The sequence below is a fragment of the Quadrisphaera sp. RL12-1S genome, from assembly GCF_014270065.1.
GTDB lineage: Bacteria > Actinomycetota > Actinomycetes > Actinomycetales > Quadrisphaeraceae > Quadrisphaera.
The window spans coordinates 135,601-154,073 of the sequence record NZ_JACNME010000007.1 but is presented as its reverse complement, the minus strand read 5'-3'; the positions used below and the strand labels follow the sequence as shown (position 1 = coordinate 154,073).

Here is an 18,473-nt window from a genome sequence, read left to right as displayed (position 1 = left end):
GGTGGACCTCGCCGCCCCCGACCGCCGGGCCGCGCTGAAGGCGCGGCACCGCGCGGCCATCGTCGCCGCCGCGCGCGAGCTGGTGGACGAGCGCGGCGCCGCCGGCTTCACCACCGACGACCTCGCCGCGCGCGCCGACGTCTCCCGCCGGACCGTCTTCAACCACTTCGACCACCTCGAGGACGCCGTGGTCGCCTGCGTCGAGGCCGAGCTGGAGCGCGCCATCTCCGCCGTCGAGCTGGACCTGGGCGCGGCGGCCCCCGGGCCGAGCCCGCTGGACGACCTCCAGGCCACGCTCACCACCCCCGAGGTCGCCACCGCGCTCAGCTGGCTGGGCCGCACCCTGTCGGCCCCGGGGCGCGAGGCCGCCGCCGAGCGGGTGCGCCAGCAGGCGATGCACCGCTTCGGCGCCGGGGCGGCCGTGCGCCTGCGCCAGCGCCACCCCGGCCTCACGCCCCTCGAGGTGCAGCTGCTCACCACCACCGTCATGAACGGCATGGCGGTGGTGGCGACCACCTGGCTCGAGGAGACCTCCGGCTCCCTCGACCCCGTGGGGCGCCGCCGCCTCGAGGAGCTGCTCGAGCTGCTCTTCGACGCCGTGCGCCACGGCTTCGGCCGCCTCGGCGCCCACCCGAGGACCGACCCGACGACCGACCTGACGACCGACCCGACGGAAGGCTCCTGACGTGGCCCGCTGGCTCTACGCGCTCGGCTCCCTGGCGGGGCGCCGACCCCGCACCGTGATCGGCACCTGGCTGGCGCTGCTCGCCCTGGGCGTGACGGGGTACCTCACCCTGGGCGGCACGCTGTCGTCGACGGTGAGCCTGCCCGGGACGCCCACGGCGAGGGTCGCCGCGCAGCTGCAGCGGGAGTTCCCCGCCGCCAGCGGCGGCAGCGGCACGGTGGTGTTCCACGCCACCGACGGCGCCGCCCTCACCGAGACCCAGCGCGCGCAGGTCTCCCAGCTCCTGCAGCGCGTGGCGTCGACCCCCGGGGTCAAGGGCGTGGTCGACCCCTCCACCACCACCGCTGAGCGCGAGCAGCGAGCGGCCCAGCTGCAGTCGGGCCAGCAGCAGCTGCAGGCCGCCCGGGCCCAGCTCGACGCCGGCCAGGCGCAGCTCGACGCCGGCCGGGCCCAGCTGCAGGCGCTGCCGGCCGCCGCGCAGCAGTCGGCGCGGGTGCAGGCGCAGCTGTCCGCCCTCGACCAGCAGCAGGCCCAGGTCGACGCCGGCCGCGCGCAGCTGGAGGAGCAGGCCCGCCAGGCGGACCTCGGCAGCCGCCTGCTCGCCGTGTCCGAGGGCGTCCGACAGGTCTCGCAGGACGGTGGCACCGCCCTCGGGGTGGTCCAGTTCACCCTGCCCCAGGACCAGGTCACCCCCGAGACCAAGGAGGCCGTCGCCTCCCAGCTGCAGGGCGCGGACCTGCCGGGCGTGCAGGTGGCCCTCAGCCAGGAGCTGGTCCAGGAGGTCCCCGAGGTCCTCGGCCCCGGTGAGGCGGTGGGCCTGGTCATCGCCGCTGTGGCGCTGCTCGTGGTGCTCGGCACCGCGATCGCCGCCGCGGTGCCGATCGTCTCCGCCGTGGTGGGCGTGGGCGTCGGGGTCACCGCGGCCCTGTCGCTGTCCGGCGTCGTCGACATGATCTCCGTGACGCCCGTCCTCGGCGTGATGCTCGGCCTGGCGGTCGGCATCGACTACTCCCTGTTCCTCATCAACCGCCACCGCCGGCAGCTGCTGCACGGGATGGAGCTGCGGCCCTCGATCGCCCTGGCCACCGGGACCGCGGGCAACGCCGTGCTCTTCGCGGGCCTGACGGTGGTCATCGCCCTGGCCGCGCTCAACGTCACCGGGATCGGCTTCCTGGGGCTGATGGGCACCGTCGGCGCCTTCTGCGTGCTCGTCGCGGTGGCGATGGCCGTGACGTTCACCCCCGCCGTGCTCTCCCTGCTGGGGGCTCGCGTGCTGCGGCGGAAGGAGCGCGCGTTCTACGACCGGCACGACGCCGCCGCGGAGCAGCAGCGCCACGACGACGACGCGGCCGAGGCTGCCGCCCAGGGGGCGCTGCGCCCGATGCGCACCGGCCGCGCCGTGCTCACCGTGGTCCTCGGTGTGGCCGTGCTCGGCGTGCTGGCCGTGCCCGCGGCGTCGCTGCGCCTCGGGCTGCCGGACGGCTCCTCGGAGTCGAGGGACTCCACCCAGTACCAGGCCTTCGAGCTCACCCAGCGCGCCTTCGGCGAGGGCGTCAACGGTCCGCTGCTGGTGGTGGCCGACCTGGCCCAGCCGGTCACGGGCACCGACCAGCTGGCCGACCAGGTGCGCATCGCCGAGCAGCTCAAGGGCCTGCCGGACGTCGCCGCCGTCGCCCCGATCGGCGCCTCCGCCGACCAGCGGCTGCTCGCGTTCCAGGTGGTCCCGACGAGCGGCCCCACCGCTGAGGCGACCGAGACCCTCGTCAAGGACATCAGGGCCCTGCCCGAGGGCTACGGGGTGGCCGGTGTCGCCAGCGGCAACATCGACGTCTCCGAGAAGCTGGCCGGCGCGCTCCCGGGCTACCTCGGCCTCGTGGTGGGGCTGTCGCTGCTCATCCTCGTCGTCGTCTTCCGGTCCCTGCTGGTGCCGCTCACGGCGACGCTGGGCTTCGTGCTGTCGCTGTTCGCCACCCTCGGCGCCATCACCGCGGTCTACCAGTGGGGCTGGCTCGGGTCGGTGTTCGGCGTGACGACGCCCGGCCCGGTGCTGAGCTTCCTGCCCACGATCGTCATCGGGATCATGTTCGGGCTGGCGATGGACTACCAGCTCTTCCTCGTGTCCGGCATGCGCGAGGCGTACGCCCACGGTGCCGGCGCGCGCACCGCCGTCACAGCGGGCGTGAAGGCGGGGCGCCGGGTGGTGGTCGCCGCGGCCATCATCATGATCTCGGTCTTCGCCGGGTTCATCGGCTCCGACTCGGTGATCATCAGGTCGTTCGGGTTCGGGCTGGCCTTCGGTGTGCTCGCCGACGCCTTCCTCGTGCGGCTGCTCGTCATCCCCGCGGTGATGCACCTGCTGGGGGCCAGCGCGTGGTGGCTGCCGCGCTGGCTCGCGAGGGTGCTGCCCGACGTGGACGTCGAGGGGGCCTCCCTGGAGCGGTCCCACGGCGGCGGGTCGACGACCGGGGCCCCGCAGGCTGCTCCGGCCGGGTGAGGCTCCCCGCGCGCTGCCCATGACGTCCTGCGGCGCGGCCCTCCACCCGGGGATCCGGTGCGACGACGGGTGGGGGTCGCGCCGCGTCCGCGGCGCCGGGGAGGAGCCCACCGTGAAGCACACCGCCGTCGTCGTGCCCGTTGCGCTGCTGCTGGCCCTCGCCGGGGCAGCAGCCGCCTACGCCGAGCCCGGCGACCCCGCCCGCGGCACCGCCGCCACCGCCGAGGCGGCTCCCACCGCCGAGGTCGCCCCCACCGCGGCGACCGCGGAGACGGCCCCGACGGGGACCCCTGCGGCCACGGCGGCCACGGCGGACCGGGCGGCCACGGCGAGCACCGCCGACACCGCCGCGACCGCTCCCGTCGGCGCGCCGGGCACCACCGCCGGTCTGGCGCTGTCCGCACCGGTCGCGGGCACCGCGGCGACCGCCTCCGTCGCCAGTCCCGGGGTGGCCGGGGTGGCGGGGGTCACCGGGGTGGCAGGGGCCACCGGGGTGGCGGGGGTGACCGGGACGGCGGGGGTCGCCGGGACGGTCGGCGCTGTCGCCGGCGTCGCGGCCACCGCCAGCACGGCCCCGGCGGGGCTGACGGCGTCGCTGGGACTGACCGCCGCCGTCGGGTGATCATGCTCAAGGAGCTGTCCTGAGCCGCCGAAGCAACCACCACGAGCGCGCGTCTCCCGACCGGGGGCGCCGCACCACTCCGGGAGGACACCGCCGTGCCCCAGCGACCCGCACCGCACACCGCACGGGCGGGGGAGGCCCGGCGGGGCGTCTGGGACGTGGCCGACCTGCGCGAGCTGGTGGCCGGCGGCCGGTCGGCGGGAGAGCTGCTGGTGCGCTACCAGCCCGTGGTCCGCACCGAGGACGGCGAGCCGCTGGCCGTGGAGGCCCTGGCCCGCTGGCGCCGGCCCGACGGCGCCCTGGTGCCGCCGGACCGGTTCATCGGGGTGGCCGAGGCCCACGGCCTGGGCGCCGCGCTCGACGAGCTGGTGCTCCACGAGGCGCTGCACCAGGTGCTGCGCTGGGACGCCGCCGGTGTCCGCGTGCACCGCGTGGGCGTCAACCTGGGCCGGTCCAGCGTGGAGCGCCAGGACCTGCTCGACGTGGTCGCCCGCGCCTGCGCCTGCGCCGGGACGGGAGCGGACCGGCTGGTGCTGGAGGTGCTCGAGCACGACCGCCTCCACCTCGACGACGGCGTGCTCGACCGGCTCCAGGCGCTGACCGACTCCGGCGCGACCCTGGCCGTGGACGACTTCGGCTGCGGGTTCGCTGACGTGGGCCGCCTGGCCCAGCTGCCGACCGGGCTGGTGAAGCTGGACCGCTCGCTGCTGCCCGGGAGCGGCGCTCTTCGGGCGCGCACCGCACCGGACCCGGAGCGGCTCCTCGCCGCGGTGGTGGCGCTGGTCCGCGAGGCCGGCGCCGAGGTGACGGCCGAGGGGGTCGAGACCGCCGAGCAGCGCGCCGCGTGCGCCCGCGCTGGCGTGGGCCACCTGCAGGGGTGGCTGTTCGCCCCCGCGCTGGAGGCGGACGCCGTGGTGGACCTGTGGCGCGCGCACGCGGCCGGTCAGCAGCCCGGTCAGCAGTCAGGTCAGCAGTCGGGTGAGCAGGGGGCGCATCCGGCCATCCCGCTGCTGGCCTCGTCGTCGTCGTCCTGAGGGCAGCGGCCGGCCCGCGCGGTCAGCGGCGGCGCAGCACCAGGCGCAGGAGCGTCCCGACCACGGAGACCACCGCTCCGGCGACGGCGAGCGGGCTGCTGCTGGTGGTGCGGGGGGCGGTGGCGGACCGGGACACGCGGGTGCTCCTCGTCGAGCGGGGGGACTGACCCGGCAGACGCTAGGGGTCCGGGAGGCCCGTCCGCACCCGGTCCGCCCAACCGGAGCAGGGCGCGCGCGGCGCGGCGCGGCGACACGCCCGCACTGCTCCGGGCGGGTGACCCGGCGCGACCGGATGATCACGCGCCCGCGCCGGGCTCGAGGTCGCGGCCCGGGCTGCCGATGCAGAGGGGGTGACCCAGCGCACCGACGCACTGCGGGGCGTGGAGCAGCAGCTCCTCGCCCTGGTCTCCGTGCCCGACCGGCAGCTCGCGCCCGCGGCCCTGGCCGGACCGCGGCACCTCTTCCGCGCCGTCTCCTCCATCCAGCGCGACGGCGTCCCCGAGCCCCTGGTGGGCGTCGACTCCGACGGCGACCTGCAGTGCCGGTGGACCGTCGGCACCACCGAGCTGGTGCTCACCGTGGAGGACCGCGGCGCCGGCTACCTGTGGGCGCTGGACGTCGACGGCGCGGAGCTGCTCTACGCGGAGTGGTCACCGTCGGAGCAGCCGCACGAGCTGTGGAGCAGCGCCTCGGCGCTGCTGCAGGCGCGCCTGGCGGAGCCCGTCGCCGCGAGCTGACCCGCGGGTCAGCCGGCCACGACGGCGGCGAAGGCGTCGGCGGCGCCCGGGGACACCACCGACGGACCGCCGAACACCAGCGCCGACGTGGGCCTGCCCGCCGTCGACAGCGCCCGCAGCGCCGGTGCCACCGCTGGTGAGAGGGAGTCCGGCCGGGTCAGCAGCAGCGGCCCGCGGAGGTTGCCCATCGCCGCGGCCCCCGCCAGGGCGTCCGGCCAGTTGGTGCCGGTGGCCAGGCCCACGTCATCGACGCGGGGCGCTCCGGGCTGGGCCGTGAACCGCGCCGCGACCAGGCGCGCGGTGTCGTAGCGGTCGGTCCCGACGATCGCGCGGTCCCCGCCGTGCCCGGCGGTGGCCGCCGCGGCCGGGCCGCCCACGGCCACGAGCAGCTCGCTGTTCGGGTCGTACGTCTGCAGGTAGCCGAGCGTGGCCGCCGGCATGGTGGAGCCCTGGGTGAGGAGCACCACCCCGCCGGTGCGGGAGGCGAGCGCCGCGACCGCGAGCCCGTCCGGGTAGTCCGCACCGCTGGCCACGTAGACCGGAGCGCCGGGCACGGGGTCGTCGACGGCGGTCTGGGCGGCGATCTTCACGGCGGTCTCGTAGCGGTCCGCCCCGGACAGCCGCGTGACGGTGTACTTGGTGCTCACCGCCCGGAGCGCGGTCTCCGTGGCGGCCGAGACGGCCGTGGTGCCGCCGAGCAGGTAGACGGTGCCGGTGGCGGTCGGCTTCACCGCGGTGGCCGAGGCGTCGGCGGCGGCCAGCGCCACCGGTGACGTGCTGGGGGCCGCCGGGACCGCCAGCACGCGGGCGACCTCCGCGGCCACCTCGGGGTTGAGGGCCAGCGGGTCGGTGAGCAGCAGGGGGGCGCCCACGGCCGCGGCCAGCCGGGCACCGGCGAGGGAGTCGGCGTAGCTGGTGGAGCTGGCCACCACCACCGCGCGGGCGCTGCCGGTGTCCGGGAACAGCTGCCGGGACGTGGTCACCGCGGTGAGCACCCGGTTGCCGCCCTGGTACCGGGTCAGCCCGGGCCCGGGGCCGGCGATGCCACCGTACGGCGTGACCGCTGCGGACGCCGGAGACGGCGCCGCGGTGCCGAAGGCGTTGGTGGCCGCCACGGTGAACGTGCAGGCGGCGCCCGCCTTGAGGCCCGAGAAGGTGGTGGACAGCACGCCGGCCGGCACGGAGCGCGGCGCGCCGGCGCTGCCGCCGCAGGTGGGCGTGACCACGTAGCCCGTCACGGCCTCGCCGGCGGCGGTGCTCGCCGTGGGGGCGGTCCAGGTGGCGGTGGCGCCGCCCTGCCCCGCGGTCGCGGTGGGCTTGGTGGAGATGGTGGCGGGCACCGAACCCACCGCGAGGCTCACCACCTGGTCGTCGTGGCCCTGGGCGTTGGTGGCCCGCACCGTGAAGGTCACCGGCCCCGAGGCGGTCGGCGTGCCCGTCAGCAGACCCGACGTGGTGCCGATCGCCAGCCCGGTGATGCTCGCCGGCGGGGTGCCGACGATCGACCACGTCGGCTGCGGGAAGCCGCTGGCCGTGAAGGCGCGGCTCAGGGCGACGCCCTTGGCGGCGCTGGTGGGGGCCGCGGACGTGATGAGCGGGGCGGCCGCCACGCCGGTGGGGGAGAGCACCACCACGCGGGAGGCCGACCCGGCCGCGTCGCCCACGACGGCCGTGCCGGTGGCGGTGGCGGCCAGGCCCTCGGGCGCGGTGAGCCCGGTGGCCACCGCCGACGCCGCCCCGCCGGACACCGGCGCCGCCACCACGGAGGTGCCCGTGCCGACGAACAGCGTGGTGCCGTCGGTGGCCACGGACAGCGGAGACGCGGCGGTGGTGAGTGTGGTCAGCTGCGTGCCGCTGACCACCTCGACGGCGCCGTTGCCGGTGTCGGCGATGTAGACGTTGCCGGCGGGGTCCGTGGCGACGTCGCGGGGCGCGTTGAGCCGCGAGGCCGTGGCCAGGCCCGGGGTCTGGGCGCCGGGGGTGGACGACCCGGTGCCGGCGACCACGGCGAGGGTGCCCGCGACCACCTTCTCGACCTGGTTGTTGCCGGTGTCGGCGATGTAGAGGGTGCTGCTCGCCGGGTCCCACGCGACCCCCTGCGGGGCCGTCAGCGGCGAGCTGGTCGCCGGCCCTGGGACGGGGGCCCCGGACGTGGAGGTGCCCGCCACGGGCGTCAGGGTGGGTGAGCCGGTGCCGAGCGCCGACACCGGCAGGGAGACCACGCGGTGGTTGCCCGTGTCGGCGATGTAGAGCACCGGCGCTCCGGCGGGGCCGCCGAGGGCGAGGTCCTGCGGGCCGCTCACCCCGGTGAGGGTGGTGGGCGCGGGGACCGAGCCGCCCGAGGACGTGCCGAACGCCTTGATGGTGCTGCCGTCGAGCACGTAGACGGTGCTGCCGTCGGCGCTGGTGGTCACGCCCGCGGCGCCGGTGAGCGAGCCCGCGCCGAGCACCGCCTGCCCGTAGACGGGCACCGCCTGCGCGGGGGGTCCGTCGCCCACGCCCACCACCCCGAGGACCCCGACGACGACGACCGCGGCCGCCGCACCGGCGGGCCGCCGCCGCGACCGGGGCGGCCGGGGCGTCTGCGGGCACTCCACAGGGACGATCGTGCGCGAGCCGGGCCGTCCCGCGGGGGAGCGACACGCCCGCGTCGTCGTCCTGCGCGGTCAGAGGAGGAGCAGGGCGACGGCGGAGGCGGCGGTCAGCACCAGCGTGAGGTGGGTGAAGAGCTGCTGGGGGACCCGGCGCAGCACCTTGACGCCCACGAAGGCGCCCACCAGCAGCGCCGGCACGAGCAGCAGGTCCAGCAGCAGCGACTGCGGGTTGATGAAGCCCAGCTGCACGCTGAAGGGCACCTTGGTGACGTTGACGATGGCGTAGAGCCACGCGGCCGTGCCGACGAACGCCATCTTGCTGACGCGCATGACCAGCAGGTACATCGACGAGATCGGGCCGGCGGCGTTGGCGACCATGGTGGCGAAGCCCGCGCCGCCACCGGCGAGCGCGGCGGTGGTGCGGCGGCGCAGCGGCCCCCAGGTCTCGGGGCCGCTGGGGGCCGTGACCACCCCGGGCTCCTCGGTCGGGGCGGCCGGACGCAGCAGCGAGCGCAGCTGGACCGCCGCCAGCACGAGCAGCAGCACCCCGAGGAAGCGGCGCAGGGCGCCGTCGTCCACGGAGTCGAGGAAGACGACGCCGAGCAGCAGCCCACCGATGAGGTACGGCAGCAGCCTGACCAGCAGCTTCCAGTCGGCGTGGCGGCGGTACAGGGACACGGCGATGACGTCGCCCACGATGAGCAGCGGCACGATCGCCCCGGTCGAGGCGCGGGTGGGGAGCACCAGCGCGAAGACCACCGCGACCAGGGTGCCCAGGCCCGAGAACGCCGTCTTGGAGAAGCCGATGATGAGGCCGCCGAGGGCCAGCAGCGCCCAGTCGAGGGGGGTGAGGCTGGAGACGTCGATGCTCACCGGGCGCTCACCGCTCGACCCTACGGGGCTGTTGGTCCGCCCTGGCCGGCAGCCGGGTCAGCAGCCGGGTCAGCAGCGGTCGAGGGAGGCGGCGCCGTCGGACAGCGACTGCGGGCCGCCGAGCACCGTGGCGGTGGTGGCGCCGAGCTTCTTCACCTCGTCGACCACCGGTCCCGGCGCGCAGGTCGGCTGCACCAGCAGCAGGGGCGCGTGCAGCGACGCCGCCAGCGGGCCGCCGGTGAGGGCGTCGGGGAAGGCCGCGCCCGTGGCGAGCACCACCCTCCCCGCGCCCTGGGGAGAGGACGTGTCGGCCACGAGGGCCGCCGTCTCGTACCGGTCGGCGCCGGCGAGCCGCTTCACCGCGGCGCCGGGCACCGCCGAGGCGACCTGGCTCACCACGGTGCCGGAGATGCCCCCGCCGAGCACGTAGACGCGCGTCGGCCTCAGCGCGTCCAGGGCGCCGAGCGTGGGGCCGGACAGCGAGCCCGGGTCGGTGAGCAGCAGGGACCCGCCCAGCTGCGCCGCGGCCGAGGCGCCGGACAGCGCGTCGGGGAAGTCCAGGCCGGTGGCCAGGAACACCGCGCCGCCAGTGCCGCCGGTGCTGCCGGTGTCCTTGGCGGTGGCGGTGGCCACCGCCGCGGAGGTGGCGTAGCGGTCGTCGCCCTGCACCCGGTCCACGGTGGCGGCGTAGGCGCCCAGCTGGCCGAGCACGCCGTCGTCCACGGCCTTCGCGCCGCCGACCACGGTGATCCGCGCCGGCGCCAGGCGGCGCAGCTCGGTGGCCACGGCGTCGGGCAGCGCCCCGGTGGCGGGGACCAGGAGGACGGGGGTGGGGGAGCCGGCGCGCCCGGCGGCCGCGCCGGCGGCGAGGGCGTCGGGGAAGGCGGAGCCGGAGGCGACGAAGACCCGCTGACCGCTGACCGGCGTCTTCACGAGCGCCCCGGAGACCGCGGCGGCGGTGCCGTAGCGGTCCTCGCCCTGGAGCCGGGCGGTGACGGAGGCGGTGGGGGGCTGCCAGTGGTCCTGCCCGGCGGGCGCGACGGACACCTGCGCGGTGACGGACCCGTCGGCGTTCGCGGTGGTGCGCACGGCCACACCGCCGGCGGCGCTGGTGAAGGTGGTCCCGGGGGCCACCACCGCGTTGGAGTCCGTGCCGGTGGTGGGCGTGGGGTCGAGCAGGAGGCTGCCGCCGTCGTCGTTGGCCTTGAGCACGCGCAGCCCGTAGGTGACGCGGGTGGAGCCGCCCCACCCGAAGGTGTCGCGCCCGGCGTTCGCGCGGACCTCGAGGTCGTAGACGTCCCCGCTGCGCGGGTCGGTGACCAGCACCGAGCGCAGCCCGGACAGCGACGACAGCGGCTGGATGGTCCAGCTGGTGGTGCCGGCCGAGGTCACGGTGGCGCGACCGCCGGAGCTCAGCAGGCCCATGCGCGCCAGCTCGAACGCCGAGGCGCTGCCGGTGGCCTGGATGGGCGTGCCGTCCGAGCGCGCCGCGGCGCTGGACATGACGTCGGTGCGGTCGCCGTACTCCTGCACGCTGCAGCTCTTGTAGGCCGCGGTGGTGCCGACCGCCTCGTCCACGGCGGAGCCGCACTGCAGGCGGTTGGCGTGCAGCAGCGACATGTTGTGCCCGAGCTCGTGGGCGATGGCCGGCCAGCTGGCGTCGGTGACGTAGGTGACCCCGCCCGCCCCCGGCGAGGAGCCCACGGACCCGAGCCCGTACGAGCACCCGGAGGAGTAGGCCTGCGGCGGCAGCAGCAGCAGCAGGTGCTTGCCGGCGCCCTGGCTGAACCCCGAGCGCTGCGCCGCCTCGCTCCACAGCGCGTTCGGGTCCGAGCAGCCCAGCGAGCTGGAGTAGCGCGTGACGGCACCCTCGCGGCGGAACCCGACGGCCCCGCCGGTCTGCTCGCCCCAGTAGTCGTTCACGGACGAGAGCAGGGAGTCGACGGTCGAGTCGCTGTAGTAGGAGTCCGAGCCGCCGAGCATGGAGACCGCCACCACCGTCACCGTCTGCGACGACGTGACGCTGGTGGTGGCCGGCGTGGTGGCCGCCACCACCTGCGCGGCCACCGGGGTGGCGGCCGCCGCCGCCGCGACGGCGCTGGCCCCGGCCAGCGGTGAGGAGGCGGCTGCGGGGGTGTCGGTGGCCGCGTCCAGGGCCTGCGCGCTGATGGCCGTGGTGGAGGAGGCGCGGCCGTCGGGGACCGCGTCGAGGCGCTGCCCGTCCTGGACCGCCTGCACCACGGGAGCGGGCACCTCCACCCGGACCGTGACGGCGCTGCCGGGGGCCACGTCCGCGACGGAGCCGGCCCTCAGGGGCACCCACACGCCGCCGACCTGCAGGTAGGGGGCCACGGGGTCGAGCCGGCGACCGGGCCCGGAGGCCGGGCCCATCGCACCGCCCAGGGACGCGGCCGCCTGGCGGCGGGCGGCGTCGAGGGTGCCGGTCTTGACGTGGTCGACGTCCGCGAGCACGCGCAGGGTGCCGGTGAGCAGGGCGGTCGGCGCGCTGTCGTCCACGGTGTCGGCGGAGGTGCCGGAGGTGCCGGAGGTGCCGGTGGTGGCCGTGGTGGCGGCGCTGCCGGCGGGGTCGTCCGCCCAGGCCGGGAGCACGAAGGCGCCAGCGCCCAGGAGGCCCGCGGCGGCCGCTGCGGCCGTCGTGGCCAGGGCGGGCAGGGCGCGGCGCATCAGGACCTCCGGGAGGGGTGGACCTTCACCGTAGGTAGCCGCGCACGGAGATCGCGGGAGAACACGCCCACCCGCGGGAGGTTCAGGGATCTCCCAGGACCGTCGGCCACCGGCTTCGGTTCCCCCACGGGTCCGCGCCACGTCCCCCCGAGGTCGTGCGTCTGGGTGCCACTGGGCCGCAGCCTCGCGGGCCGTGCGCGGTGGTGGGCAGGCTCAGCCCCGGCGGGCAGCCTGAGACCCGCTTCCGGGGCCGGATCCGGGCCTGGGCCTGCCCACCGGGTCTCAGGTCCCCCGCTCGGGGGCGCGGGGACGGGCCGCCACCAGGCGCGGTCTGGCGCGCTCTGGTGGGGTCAGGCGGTCATGCCGGGTGCGAGCCGCTGCTCGAGCGCGGAGGAGAGCGCCTCCAGCCCGATCCCACCGTCGGCCAGCATCGTCGAGAGGTCGTCACCGGCCTCCAGCCGGGCCTGCAGGGACGCGGCGTCGGTCCGCAGCAGGTCGCTCAGCGCTGACAGCGCGGCGGTGCGAGCGCAGAAGGGGTGGGGCGTGCTCATCGGGACCTCCTCAAGAGCCGGACCGTCCGACCTGGTGTCCATCGGTCGGCTGACGCCCGTGCTTGATCCCCTGGGGGCAGTGGCTTCCGCGTCAGCTGCTGACGACGTGGCAGGAGGTGGCGCGCGCCGTCCTCTCGCCGTTGACGTAGAGCTTCACGCAGGCGCGGCCGGGGCTGACCTCGAGGGGGGCGCGGGGGTTGCTGAGCCGGATGCCCAGGGTCCGGCAGCCCGACAGGGACGCGTCCCTCTGGTCGACCACGGCACCGGAGGTGCTCGTGAAGACGAAGGAGACCCTCACGTCGCAGAACAGGGAGTCCTGCATGGCCGCCCAGCCCGCGCAGTCGACCGTGGCGGTCTGCGCCGAGATGCTGACGCCCTCTCCGGAGATGCTGTGGATGAGCGCACAGCCGTAGGGGACGGACTTGGCGGCCCCGGAGGGCGCCGTGTAGCTGAACGGGGTGATGGCAGACGCTCCGTACGCGGAGGCCTGGGCGGCGCCAGCGCCGGCGACACCCATGACTCCCGCGGCAGCGAGCGTCATGACAGCGCGGAGGGCGCGGCGCATGAGGGGCCTCTCGTCGGACGGTTGAGCACTTGATAGTCGAGGTCCGCCGCTCTCGGCAAGTAGGTGGCCGCGTGGCGGTGGAGAACCGCCGCAGGGTGCCCGTGCGGTGACACTCCGTGCGGGGACAGGCCCGGACGGGTGGGTGCGTACGGTGCTCGTGTGCGCACGGTCGTGGTCACCCGCGCCTACGCCCCGGAGCCGGCCGCGGCCGCCTGGCGGCAGGCCGCCCTCGGTCGCGCCCTCGCGGGCGCGGGGCACGAGGTGGAGGTGCTGACCTCCCGCCTGCCCGCCGGCACCACCCCCGAGGCGGACGTCGGCGGCAGCGGCCCGCGGGTGCGCCGCTGGCCCGTGCTGCGCGACGCCAGCGGCAACGTCCGCGGGTACGTGCAGTACGCCAGCTTCGACCTGCCCGCCGGTCTGCGGCTGGCGGCCCGCGTGCTCGGGCCGCGCGGGCGGCGCCCCGACGTCGTCGTCGTCGAGCCCCCGCCCACCACGGGCCTCGTGGTGCGGCTGGTCTGCGGCCTGCGGCGCACTCCCTACGCCTACTACGCCGCGGACCTGCTCTCCCTGGCCGCCGCCGAGGCCGGTCTCCCGCGCCCGGCGCTGCGGGCGCTGACCGCGCTGGAGGCGTGGGTGCTGCGGGGCGCGGCCCGCGTCATGACCGTGGACGAGGGGTACGCGGCGCGCGTGCGCGCCCTCGGGGTGCCCGCGCAGAGGGTGGTGGTGGTCGGCACGGGCGTCGACACCGACCGGCTGCGTCCGCCGGACGACGCCGCCCACGCCGCCGCCGCCCCCGCCGGCTGGGACCGGCCCGCCTTCGTCTACGCCGGCACGATGTCGGAGGTGCAGGGCGCGGGCGTGCTGGTGGACGCCCTCGCCCGCGTGCTGCCCGAGCACCCCGGCGCGCGCGCCGTGTTCTACGGGGGCGGCGTGCAGGCCGCCGAGCTGGCAGAGCGCGCCGCCCGGCTGGCCCCGGGGCTCATCGACTTCCCCGGGCTCGTGGACCCCTCGGTGATCGCGCGCACCACCGCCACCGCGCGGGCGGGCCTGGCCAGCCAGCGACCCGACACCGCCTACGCCTTCGCCTTCCTCGTCAAGCCGCTGGCCGCCACCGCCTGCGGGGCGCCCGTGGTCTACGCCGGTGCCGGCCCCTTCGCCGACCTCGTGGGGGAGCACCGGCTGGGCTGGGCGGTGCCGTTCGACGTCGACGCGGTGGCCGCCGCCCTGCGCGAGGCGCTCGAGCGGCCGGAGCCCACCGCGCAGGAGCGCGCGCGGCTGGTGGCCTGGACGCGCGAGCACCACTCGCTGCGCTCGGTGGCCCGCCGCGCCGTCGCCGCCGTCGAGGCCGCCGCCTCCCACCACTGCGCATGACCGTGGGAGGTGGGCCACCGGCCGCGGTCTTCGTGCTCTCCCAGGCCACCCCGCTGCGCGGCATGGAGCGCGCCGCCACCGAGACCGTCGCCGCGCTCCAGGCGCACGGCCTCGACGTGTCGCTGCACGCCCTCCTCACCCGCCCGCGCTCCGGACGGGCCGGGCGGCTGCTCGACCTCGCCACCTCCTTCGCCGCCGCCCGCCGCCTCGTGCGCCAGCCGGGACCGCCGCTGGTGCTGGTGGGCATCTGGGTGGGGCTGCGGGTGCTGCCGTTCCGCAGGCCCCACGACCGGGAGGTCATCGCCTGGGAGCACTCCCTCACGCGCGAGCGGCGCGCGGCCCTGCGCTCCTTCGACGCCGTGGCCCGCCTGGTGCTGCCCCTGTACGCCCGCCGCGCCCGCCGGGTGGTCGCCGTCAGCGCCGCCGTGGCCACGGCGCTCGCGGACCAGCCGGGGGTGGGCGAGCGCGTCGTCGTCGTCGCCAACCCGGTGGGGAAGAGACCGGTGGCGGGCACCGGCCGCCGCGCGCCGCAGCCGTCCCGCGGCGGCGGTCGGCTGCTGTACGTGGGCGGTCTGGAGCCGCTGAAGAACCCCGAGCTGGCGCTGGAGGCCCTCGCGCTGCTGCCGGACGCCCACCTCGACGTGGCCGGCGGGGGAGCGCGGCTGGAGGCGATGCGCCGGCTGGCCGGGCAGCTGGGCGTGGCCGACCGCGTGACGTGGCACGGCCACACCGACCGCGTGCCGGAGCTGCTCGACGCGTGCGACGCGGTGGTCCACACGTCCCGGTCGGAGACGTTCGGGTACGCGCTGCTCGAGGCCGCCGCCGCGCACCGGCCGGTGGTGGCGGCGGCGACCGAGCAGGCCCGCCACCTCGTGCCCGCCCTCGTGCCGGGGACGACGACGACGGCGGACGCGCCCGCCCTGGCCGCCGCCGTGCGCGCCGTGCTCGCCGCCCCGCCGGGGGCGGCCGAGTTCGAGGCCGCCGACGCCGCGCGGGAGCGGGCCTACGGCCCGGGCGCGCTGGTGGCCGGCTGGCGCGCGGTGCTGCACCAGACCCCGTCGTGACCAGTGGCGTGCGGTGCGCGCGTGTGCAGATCGCCCATGATCACGGTGGGTCGTGCGCAGAACGCCCATGATCACGGAGGGGAAGGGGGCACGGGAGGCGGCGCGCGGCCGTAGCGTCGTGAGGCGTGGCAGCAGCGGACGTCGAGTCCCCCGTGGTGGACGGCAGCACCTCCGGGCTGGGGCGCAGCAGCGCCAGCATGCTCCTCGGCCACGGCGGGCGGGCCGCGTTCGCCGGGCTGACCTTCCTGCTGGTGGCCCGCGAGCTGGGACCGGACGGCTTCGGCGCCGTCGGCGCGGTGATGGCCGCCGCGGCGCTGGCGCTGCCGTTCGCCTCCCTCGGGGCGGTGCACCTGCTCGTGCGGTCCGCGGTGCGCGCCCCGGAGGGGCTGCCGGGCGCCTTCGCCGGGGCCGCCGCCATCACCGCGGGCGGGGGGCTGGCGGCCACGGTGGTCGCAGCGCTCGTGTGCCTGCTCGTGGTGCCGTCGGTGCCGCTGCCCGCCGTGCTCGCGCTGCTCGTGGCCGACCTCGTGGGCGCCGCGCTGCTCGAGCTGGCCGCCGGCGTGCAGGTGGCGCGCCACCGGGCGCTGGGCGCGGCCCGGGCCCAGCTGGTCTTCCACGGGCTGCGGTTCGCCGCCGCTGTCGCCCTGGTGCTCACGCCGGCCGGTCTGACCGTCGGCGGCTGGGCCGTCGCCTACGCGGTGACGTCGCTGGTGGGGGGCGCGGCGGCCGTCGTCGTCGTCCGCCGGCAGCTGGGACGCGGCGGCGCCCCGCTGGGCGCGGAGGTCCGCGGGCTGCTCGCGCAGTGGCGCGACGGGTTCCACTTCTCCGTGGGGCTCGGCGCGCAGGCGCTCTACAACGACCTCGACAAGCTCATGCTCACCCGGCTCGGCTCCGAGGCCGCCAACGGCGCGTACACCGTGGCCTACCGGCTGGTGGACCTGTCGCTGGTGCCGCTGCGCGCGGTGCTCGCCGCCGCGTACCCGCGCTTCTTCGCCGCCGGCGCCGCTGGGGGCCAGGCGGGGCTGCGGGCGGCCGTCGGGCTGGCGCGCAGCATCGCCCCGACCACCGTCGGGTGGTGCGCGCTGGCGTCGGTGGCGCTGGTCGCCGGGGCCGACCTCGTGCCGCTGCTGCTCGGGTCCGCGTACGAGCCCGCCGTCGGGGCCCTGCGGTGGCTGGCGCTGCTCCCGCTGCTCAAGGTCGCGCACTACCTCGCCGCCGACGCCCTCACCGGCGCCGGCCAGCAGCGCGTGCGCAGCGCCTGGCAGCTGGGCGTGGCGGTGGGCAACGGCCTGCTCAACCTGTGGCTGATCCCCGCGTTCGGGCTGGCCGGTGCCGTGGCGGCGAGCCTGCTCTGCGACGGCGTGCTGGCGCTGGCGCTGTGGGCGGTGGTCTGGGGCCGGCTGCGCCGCACCGCCTGACGCCGTCGGCGTGACGTCGGACGCGTCCCGCCGAGCATGCAGAAGTCCGCCTGAGCGGGGTCTGGACGCCTGCCGGCGCACTTCTGCATGTCTGACGGGACGCCCTCGGCGTGACGTCGGACAGGCAGAACCCCGCCCGGGGCGGCTGTGGAGCCACCCGGACGGGGTTCTGCCTGTCGGTGGTCACGTGCTCCGGGCCGCCGCAGAGGGGGCGGCGGCCCGGGACGCGTCGTCGCGCCGGCGCGTCAGGTCAGCGGAGCGTGCCGCCGTCCTGCTGGGCAGCGAGGCGCTCGGCCTCGTCGGCCGGCACCTCGATGACGTCCTCCCGCTTCACCAGCACCCACTGGCTCAGGCGCGGCTTGCGCTCACTGCCGGTCGTCGAGCCGGTCGCCGAGCCGGTCGTGGGCGACGACGACGAGCGGCCAGCGGCGTACCCGCCCGCGGCCCCCGCGGCGGCGCCAGCGCCCGCCGCGACCGGAGCGGCGCCCAGGCCGGAGGAGGAGCGGTCGTCGCGGCGGCCGACGTCCTCGCCGTCGGCGAAGCGGTCGTCGCGGGCCGTCGCGGTGTCCGTGCCGGTGCGCCCGTCGGTGCGGTAGCCGTCGCGCACGTCGTCGCGGCGGTCGTCGCGGTAGCCGTCGCGGCGGTCGTCACCGTCGAGCTTGTCCTTGATCTTGTCGACCACGCCCCGGTCGTCGTCCCGACGGGCGTCGTCGCGGCGGTCGTCGGCGTAGCCGGCCGGGCGGTCGTCGCGGTACCCGTCGCGCACGTCGTCGCGGCGGTCGTCGCGGTGACCGGCGGCAGCGGCCAGTCCGCCGAGACCCGCGCCCGCGGCACCGGCGGCGACAGCGGTGCCCGCGCCGTGCCCGCGGTCGTCGTCACGGCGGTCGTCGCGGTAGCCGTCCCCACGGGCCTCACCCGCGTAGCCGGCGGGGCGGTCGTCGCGGTAGCCGTCCCCACGGGCCTCACCCGCGTAGCCGGCGGGGCGGTCGTCGCGGTAGCCGTCGCGGGTCTCACCCGCGTAGCCGGCGGGGCGGTCGTCACGGCGGTCGTCACGGCGGTCGTCGCGGCGGTCGTCGCGGTAGCCGTCGCGGCGGTCGTCGTCGCCGTCGAACTTGTCCTTGATCTTCTCCACGACGCCGCGGTCGTCCCGGCGGTCGTCCCGGTAGCCGTCGCGGTGGTCGTCCCGGTGGTCCTCGTGGCGGGCCGCGGCGGCACCCAGGCCCGCTCCCGCGGCCCCGGCGCCCGCCGCCGCGGCCCCAGCGCTGCGCCCGTCGCGCCCGTCGCGGTCGCCGTAGAACTCCCGGTCGTCGCGGACGTCGTGCGCGGCGGAGCCGTCCGGCCCGGCGTTCCCGACGCCGTAGTACTCGAAGAGGCGGTCCTCCTCGGTGATGTCCAGGTGGCCCTCGTCGTCCACGCGCGGGGCGTCCTTGACCTTGGCCTTGTCGTAGGGGACGCGCAGGTCGTCGCCGTCGAAGCTCGCCTGCGCCAGCGGGACGAAGCTCTCGGACGTGCCGAACAGGCCCGTCTGCACGGTGACCCACTCCGGGCGCCCGGACTGGTCGTCGCGGTAGACGGCCCCGGCCTTGCCGATCTTCTCGCCGTCGGCTCCGTAGACGGCAGCTCCGGGGATCCGCTCCACCTCAGCGTCGGTGATCATGGCCGCTCCTCGCGATCGTCGGTCGGCGCGCACCTCTGCGCACCGACACCCCGCTACCCCGGTCCCCACGGCTCACACGTCCCCCGTCCGAGCCACCGCGGCCTTCCCGGCGTGGCGCTCGCG

The 18,473-nt window shown here is 77.2% G+C and carries 14 protein-coding genes; 8 read left to right on the top strand and 6 right to left on the bottom strand.

The genetic code is table 11. From position 1 onward, the window contains the following. The first annotated feature begins 1 nt into the window (after position 1). The 5 genes from H7K62_RS14505 to H7K62_RS14485 all read left to right on the top strand — a co-directional run bounded on the left by H7K62_RS14505 (position 2) and on the right by H7K62_RS14485 (position 5,572). Positions 2 to 685: a TetR/AcrR family transcriptional regulator gene (locus tag H7K62_RS14505; protein ID WP_222437629.1), complete on the top strand. Its 684-nt coding sequence runs from the start codon at positions 2 to 4 to the stop codon at positions 683 to 685. 1 nt (position 686) lies between these two features. Further along, entirely contained in the window at positions 687 to 3,179 is a 2,493-nt protein-coding gene (locus H7K62_RS14500; protein ID WP_186719504.1) for an MMPL family transporter, read from the top strand. Positions 3,180 to 3,291: 112 nt separating this feature from the next. Then, positions 3,292 to 3,801 carry a hypothetical protein gene (locus tag H7K62_RS14495; RefSeq protein WP_186719503.1) on the top strand — a complete coding sequence of 170 codons (510 nt, stop codon included), beginning with the start codon at positions 3,292 to 3,294 and terminating at the stop codon, positions 3,799 to 3,801. 95 nt (positions 3,802 to 3,896) lie between these two features. Further along, the gene (locus H7K62_RS14490) at positions 3,897 to 4,835 is read left to right on the top strand and encodes an EAL domain-containing protein (RefSeq protein WP_186719501.1); all 939 of its coding nucleotides are present in this window, start codon (positions 3,897 to 3,899) and stop codon (positions 4,833 to 4,835) included. A gap of 350 nt (positions 4,836 to 5,185) precedes the next feature. Beyond that, a complete protein-coding gene (locus tag H7K62_RS14485; RefSeq protein ID WP_186719500.1) occupies positions 5,186 to 5,572 on the top strand; it encodes a hypothetical protein in 387 nt (128 codons plus the stop codon). Between the two features lie 8 nt (positions 5,573 to 5,580). Here the strand turns inward: H7K62_RS14485 and H7K62_RS24045 are convergent, their stop codons facing one another. The 5 genes from H7K62_RS24045 to H7K62_RS14460 form a co-directional block, all read right to left on the bottom strand. Further along, entirely contained in the window at positions 5,581 to 8,169 is a 2,589-nt protein-coding gene (locus H7K62_RS24045; RefSeq protein ID WP_186719499.1) for a cell wall-binding repeat-containing protein, read from the bottom strand. A gap of 69 nt (positions 8,170 to 8,238) precedes the next feature. Continuing rightward, the gene (locus tag H7K62_RS14475) at positions 8,239 to 9,039 is read right to left on the bottom strand and encodes a TSUP family transporter (protein ID WP_186719495.1); all 801 of its coding nucleotides are present in this window, start codon (positions 9,037 to 9,039) and stop codon (positions 8,239 to 8,241) included. 69 nt (positions 9,040 to 9,108) lie between these two features. After that, positions 9,109 to 11,724: a cell wall-binding repeat-containing protein gene (locus H7K62_RS23305; RefSeq protein WP_186719494.1), complete on the bottom strand. Its 2,616-nt coding sequence runs from the start codon at positions 11,722 to 11,724 to the stop codon at positions 9,109 to 9,111. A gap of 350 nt (positions 11,725 to 12,074) precedes the next feature. Continuing rightward, entirely contained in the window at positions 12,075 to 12,275 is a 201-nt protein-coding gene (locus tag H7K62_RS14465; protein WP_186719492.1) for a hypothetical protein, read from the bottom strand. 91 nt (positions 12,276 to 12,366) lie between these two features. Beyond that, positions 12,367 to 12,840 (bottom strand): hypothetical protein, encoded by a 474-nt coding sequence (locus H7K62_RS14460; RefSeq protein WP_186719491.1) that lies wholly within the window; start codon positions 12,838 to 12,840, stop codon positions 12,367 to 12,369. 159 nt (positions 12,841 to 12,999) lie between these two features. Between H7K62_RS14460 and H7K62_RS24040 the strand changes: the two genes are divergently transcribed. The 3 genes from H7K62_RS24040 to H7K62_RS14445 all read left to right on the top strand — a co-directional run bounded on the left by H7K62_RS24040 (position 13,000) and on the right by H7K62_RS14445 (position 16,693). After that, on the top strand, positions 13,000 to 14,211 hold the full coding sequence (locus H7K62_RS24040; RefSeq protein WP_186719490.1) for a glycosyltransferase: 1,212 nt from the start codon (positions 13,000 to 13,002) through the stop codon (positions 14,209 to 14,211). Beyond that, positions 14,208 to 15,275 carry a glycosyltransferase gene (locus tag H7K62_RS14450; protein WP_186719489.1) on the top strand — a complete coding sequence of 356 codons (1,068 nt, stop codon included), beginning with the start codon at positions 14,208 to 14,210 and terminating at the stop codon, positions 15,273 to 15,275. The genes H7K62_RS24040 and H7K62_RS14450 overlap by 4 nt, the downstream gene beginning before the upstream one ends. Positions 15,276 to 15,400: 125 nt before the next feature. Then, the gene (locus tag H7K62_RS14445) at positions 15,401 to 16,693 is read left to right on the top strand and encodes a lipopolysaccharide biosynthesis protein (protein WP_186719487.1); all 1,293 of its coding nucleotides are present in this window, start codon (positions 15,401 to 15,403) and stop codon (positions 16,691 to 16,693) included. Positions 16,694 to 16,943: 250 nt separating this feature from the next. On the opposite strand, the gene H7K62_RS21625 is transcribed toward H7K62_RS14445, so the two are convergent. Next, positions 16,944 to 18,350 carry a PRC-barrel domain-containing protein gene (locus H7K62_RS21625; RefSeq protein WP_222437628.1) on the bottom strand — a complete coding sequence of 469 codons (1,407 nt, stop codon included), beginning with the start codon at positions 18,348 to 18,350 and terminating at the stop codon, positions 16,944 to 16,946. Positions 18,351 to 18,473: the final 123 nt, after the last annotated feature.

Coding starts and splice junctions, on each gene's coding strand:
- H7K62_RS14465 (WP_186719492.1), bottom strand. CDS start 12,275: ATGAGCACGCCCCACCCCTTCTGCGCTCGCACCGCCGCGCTGTCAGCG.
- H7K62_RS21625 (WP_222437628.1), bottom strand. CDS start 18,350: ATGATCACCGACGCTGAGGTGGAGCGGATCCCCGGAGCTGCCGTCTAC.
- H7K62_RS14450 (WP_186719489.1), top strand. CDS start 14,208: ATGACCGTGGGAGGTGGGCCACCGGCCGCGGTCTTCGTGCTCTCCCAG.
- H7K62_RS23305 (WP_186719494.1), bottom strand. CDS start 11,724: ATGCGCCGCGCCCTGCCCGCCCTGGCCACGACGGCCGCAGCGGCCGCC.
- H7K62_RS14460 (WP_186719491.1), bottom strand. CDS start 12,840: ATGCGCCGCGCCCTCCGCGCTGTCATGACGCTCGCTGCCGCGGGAGTC.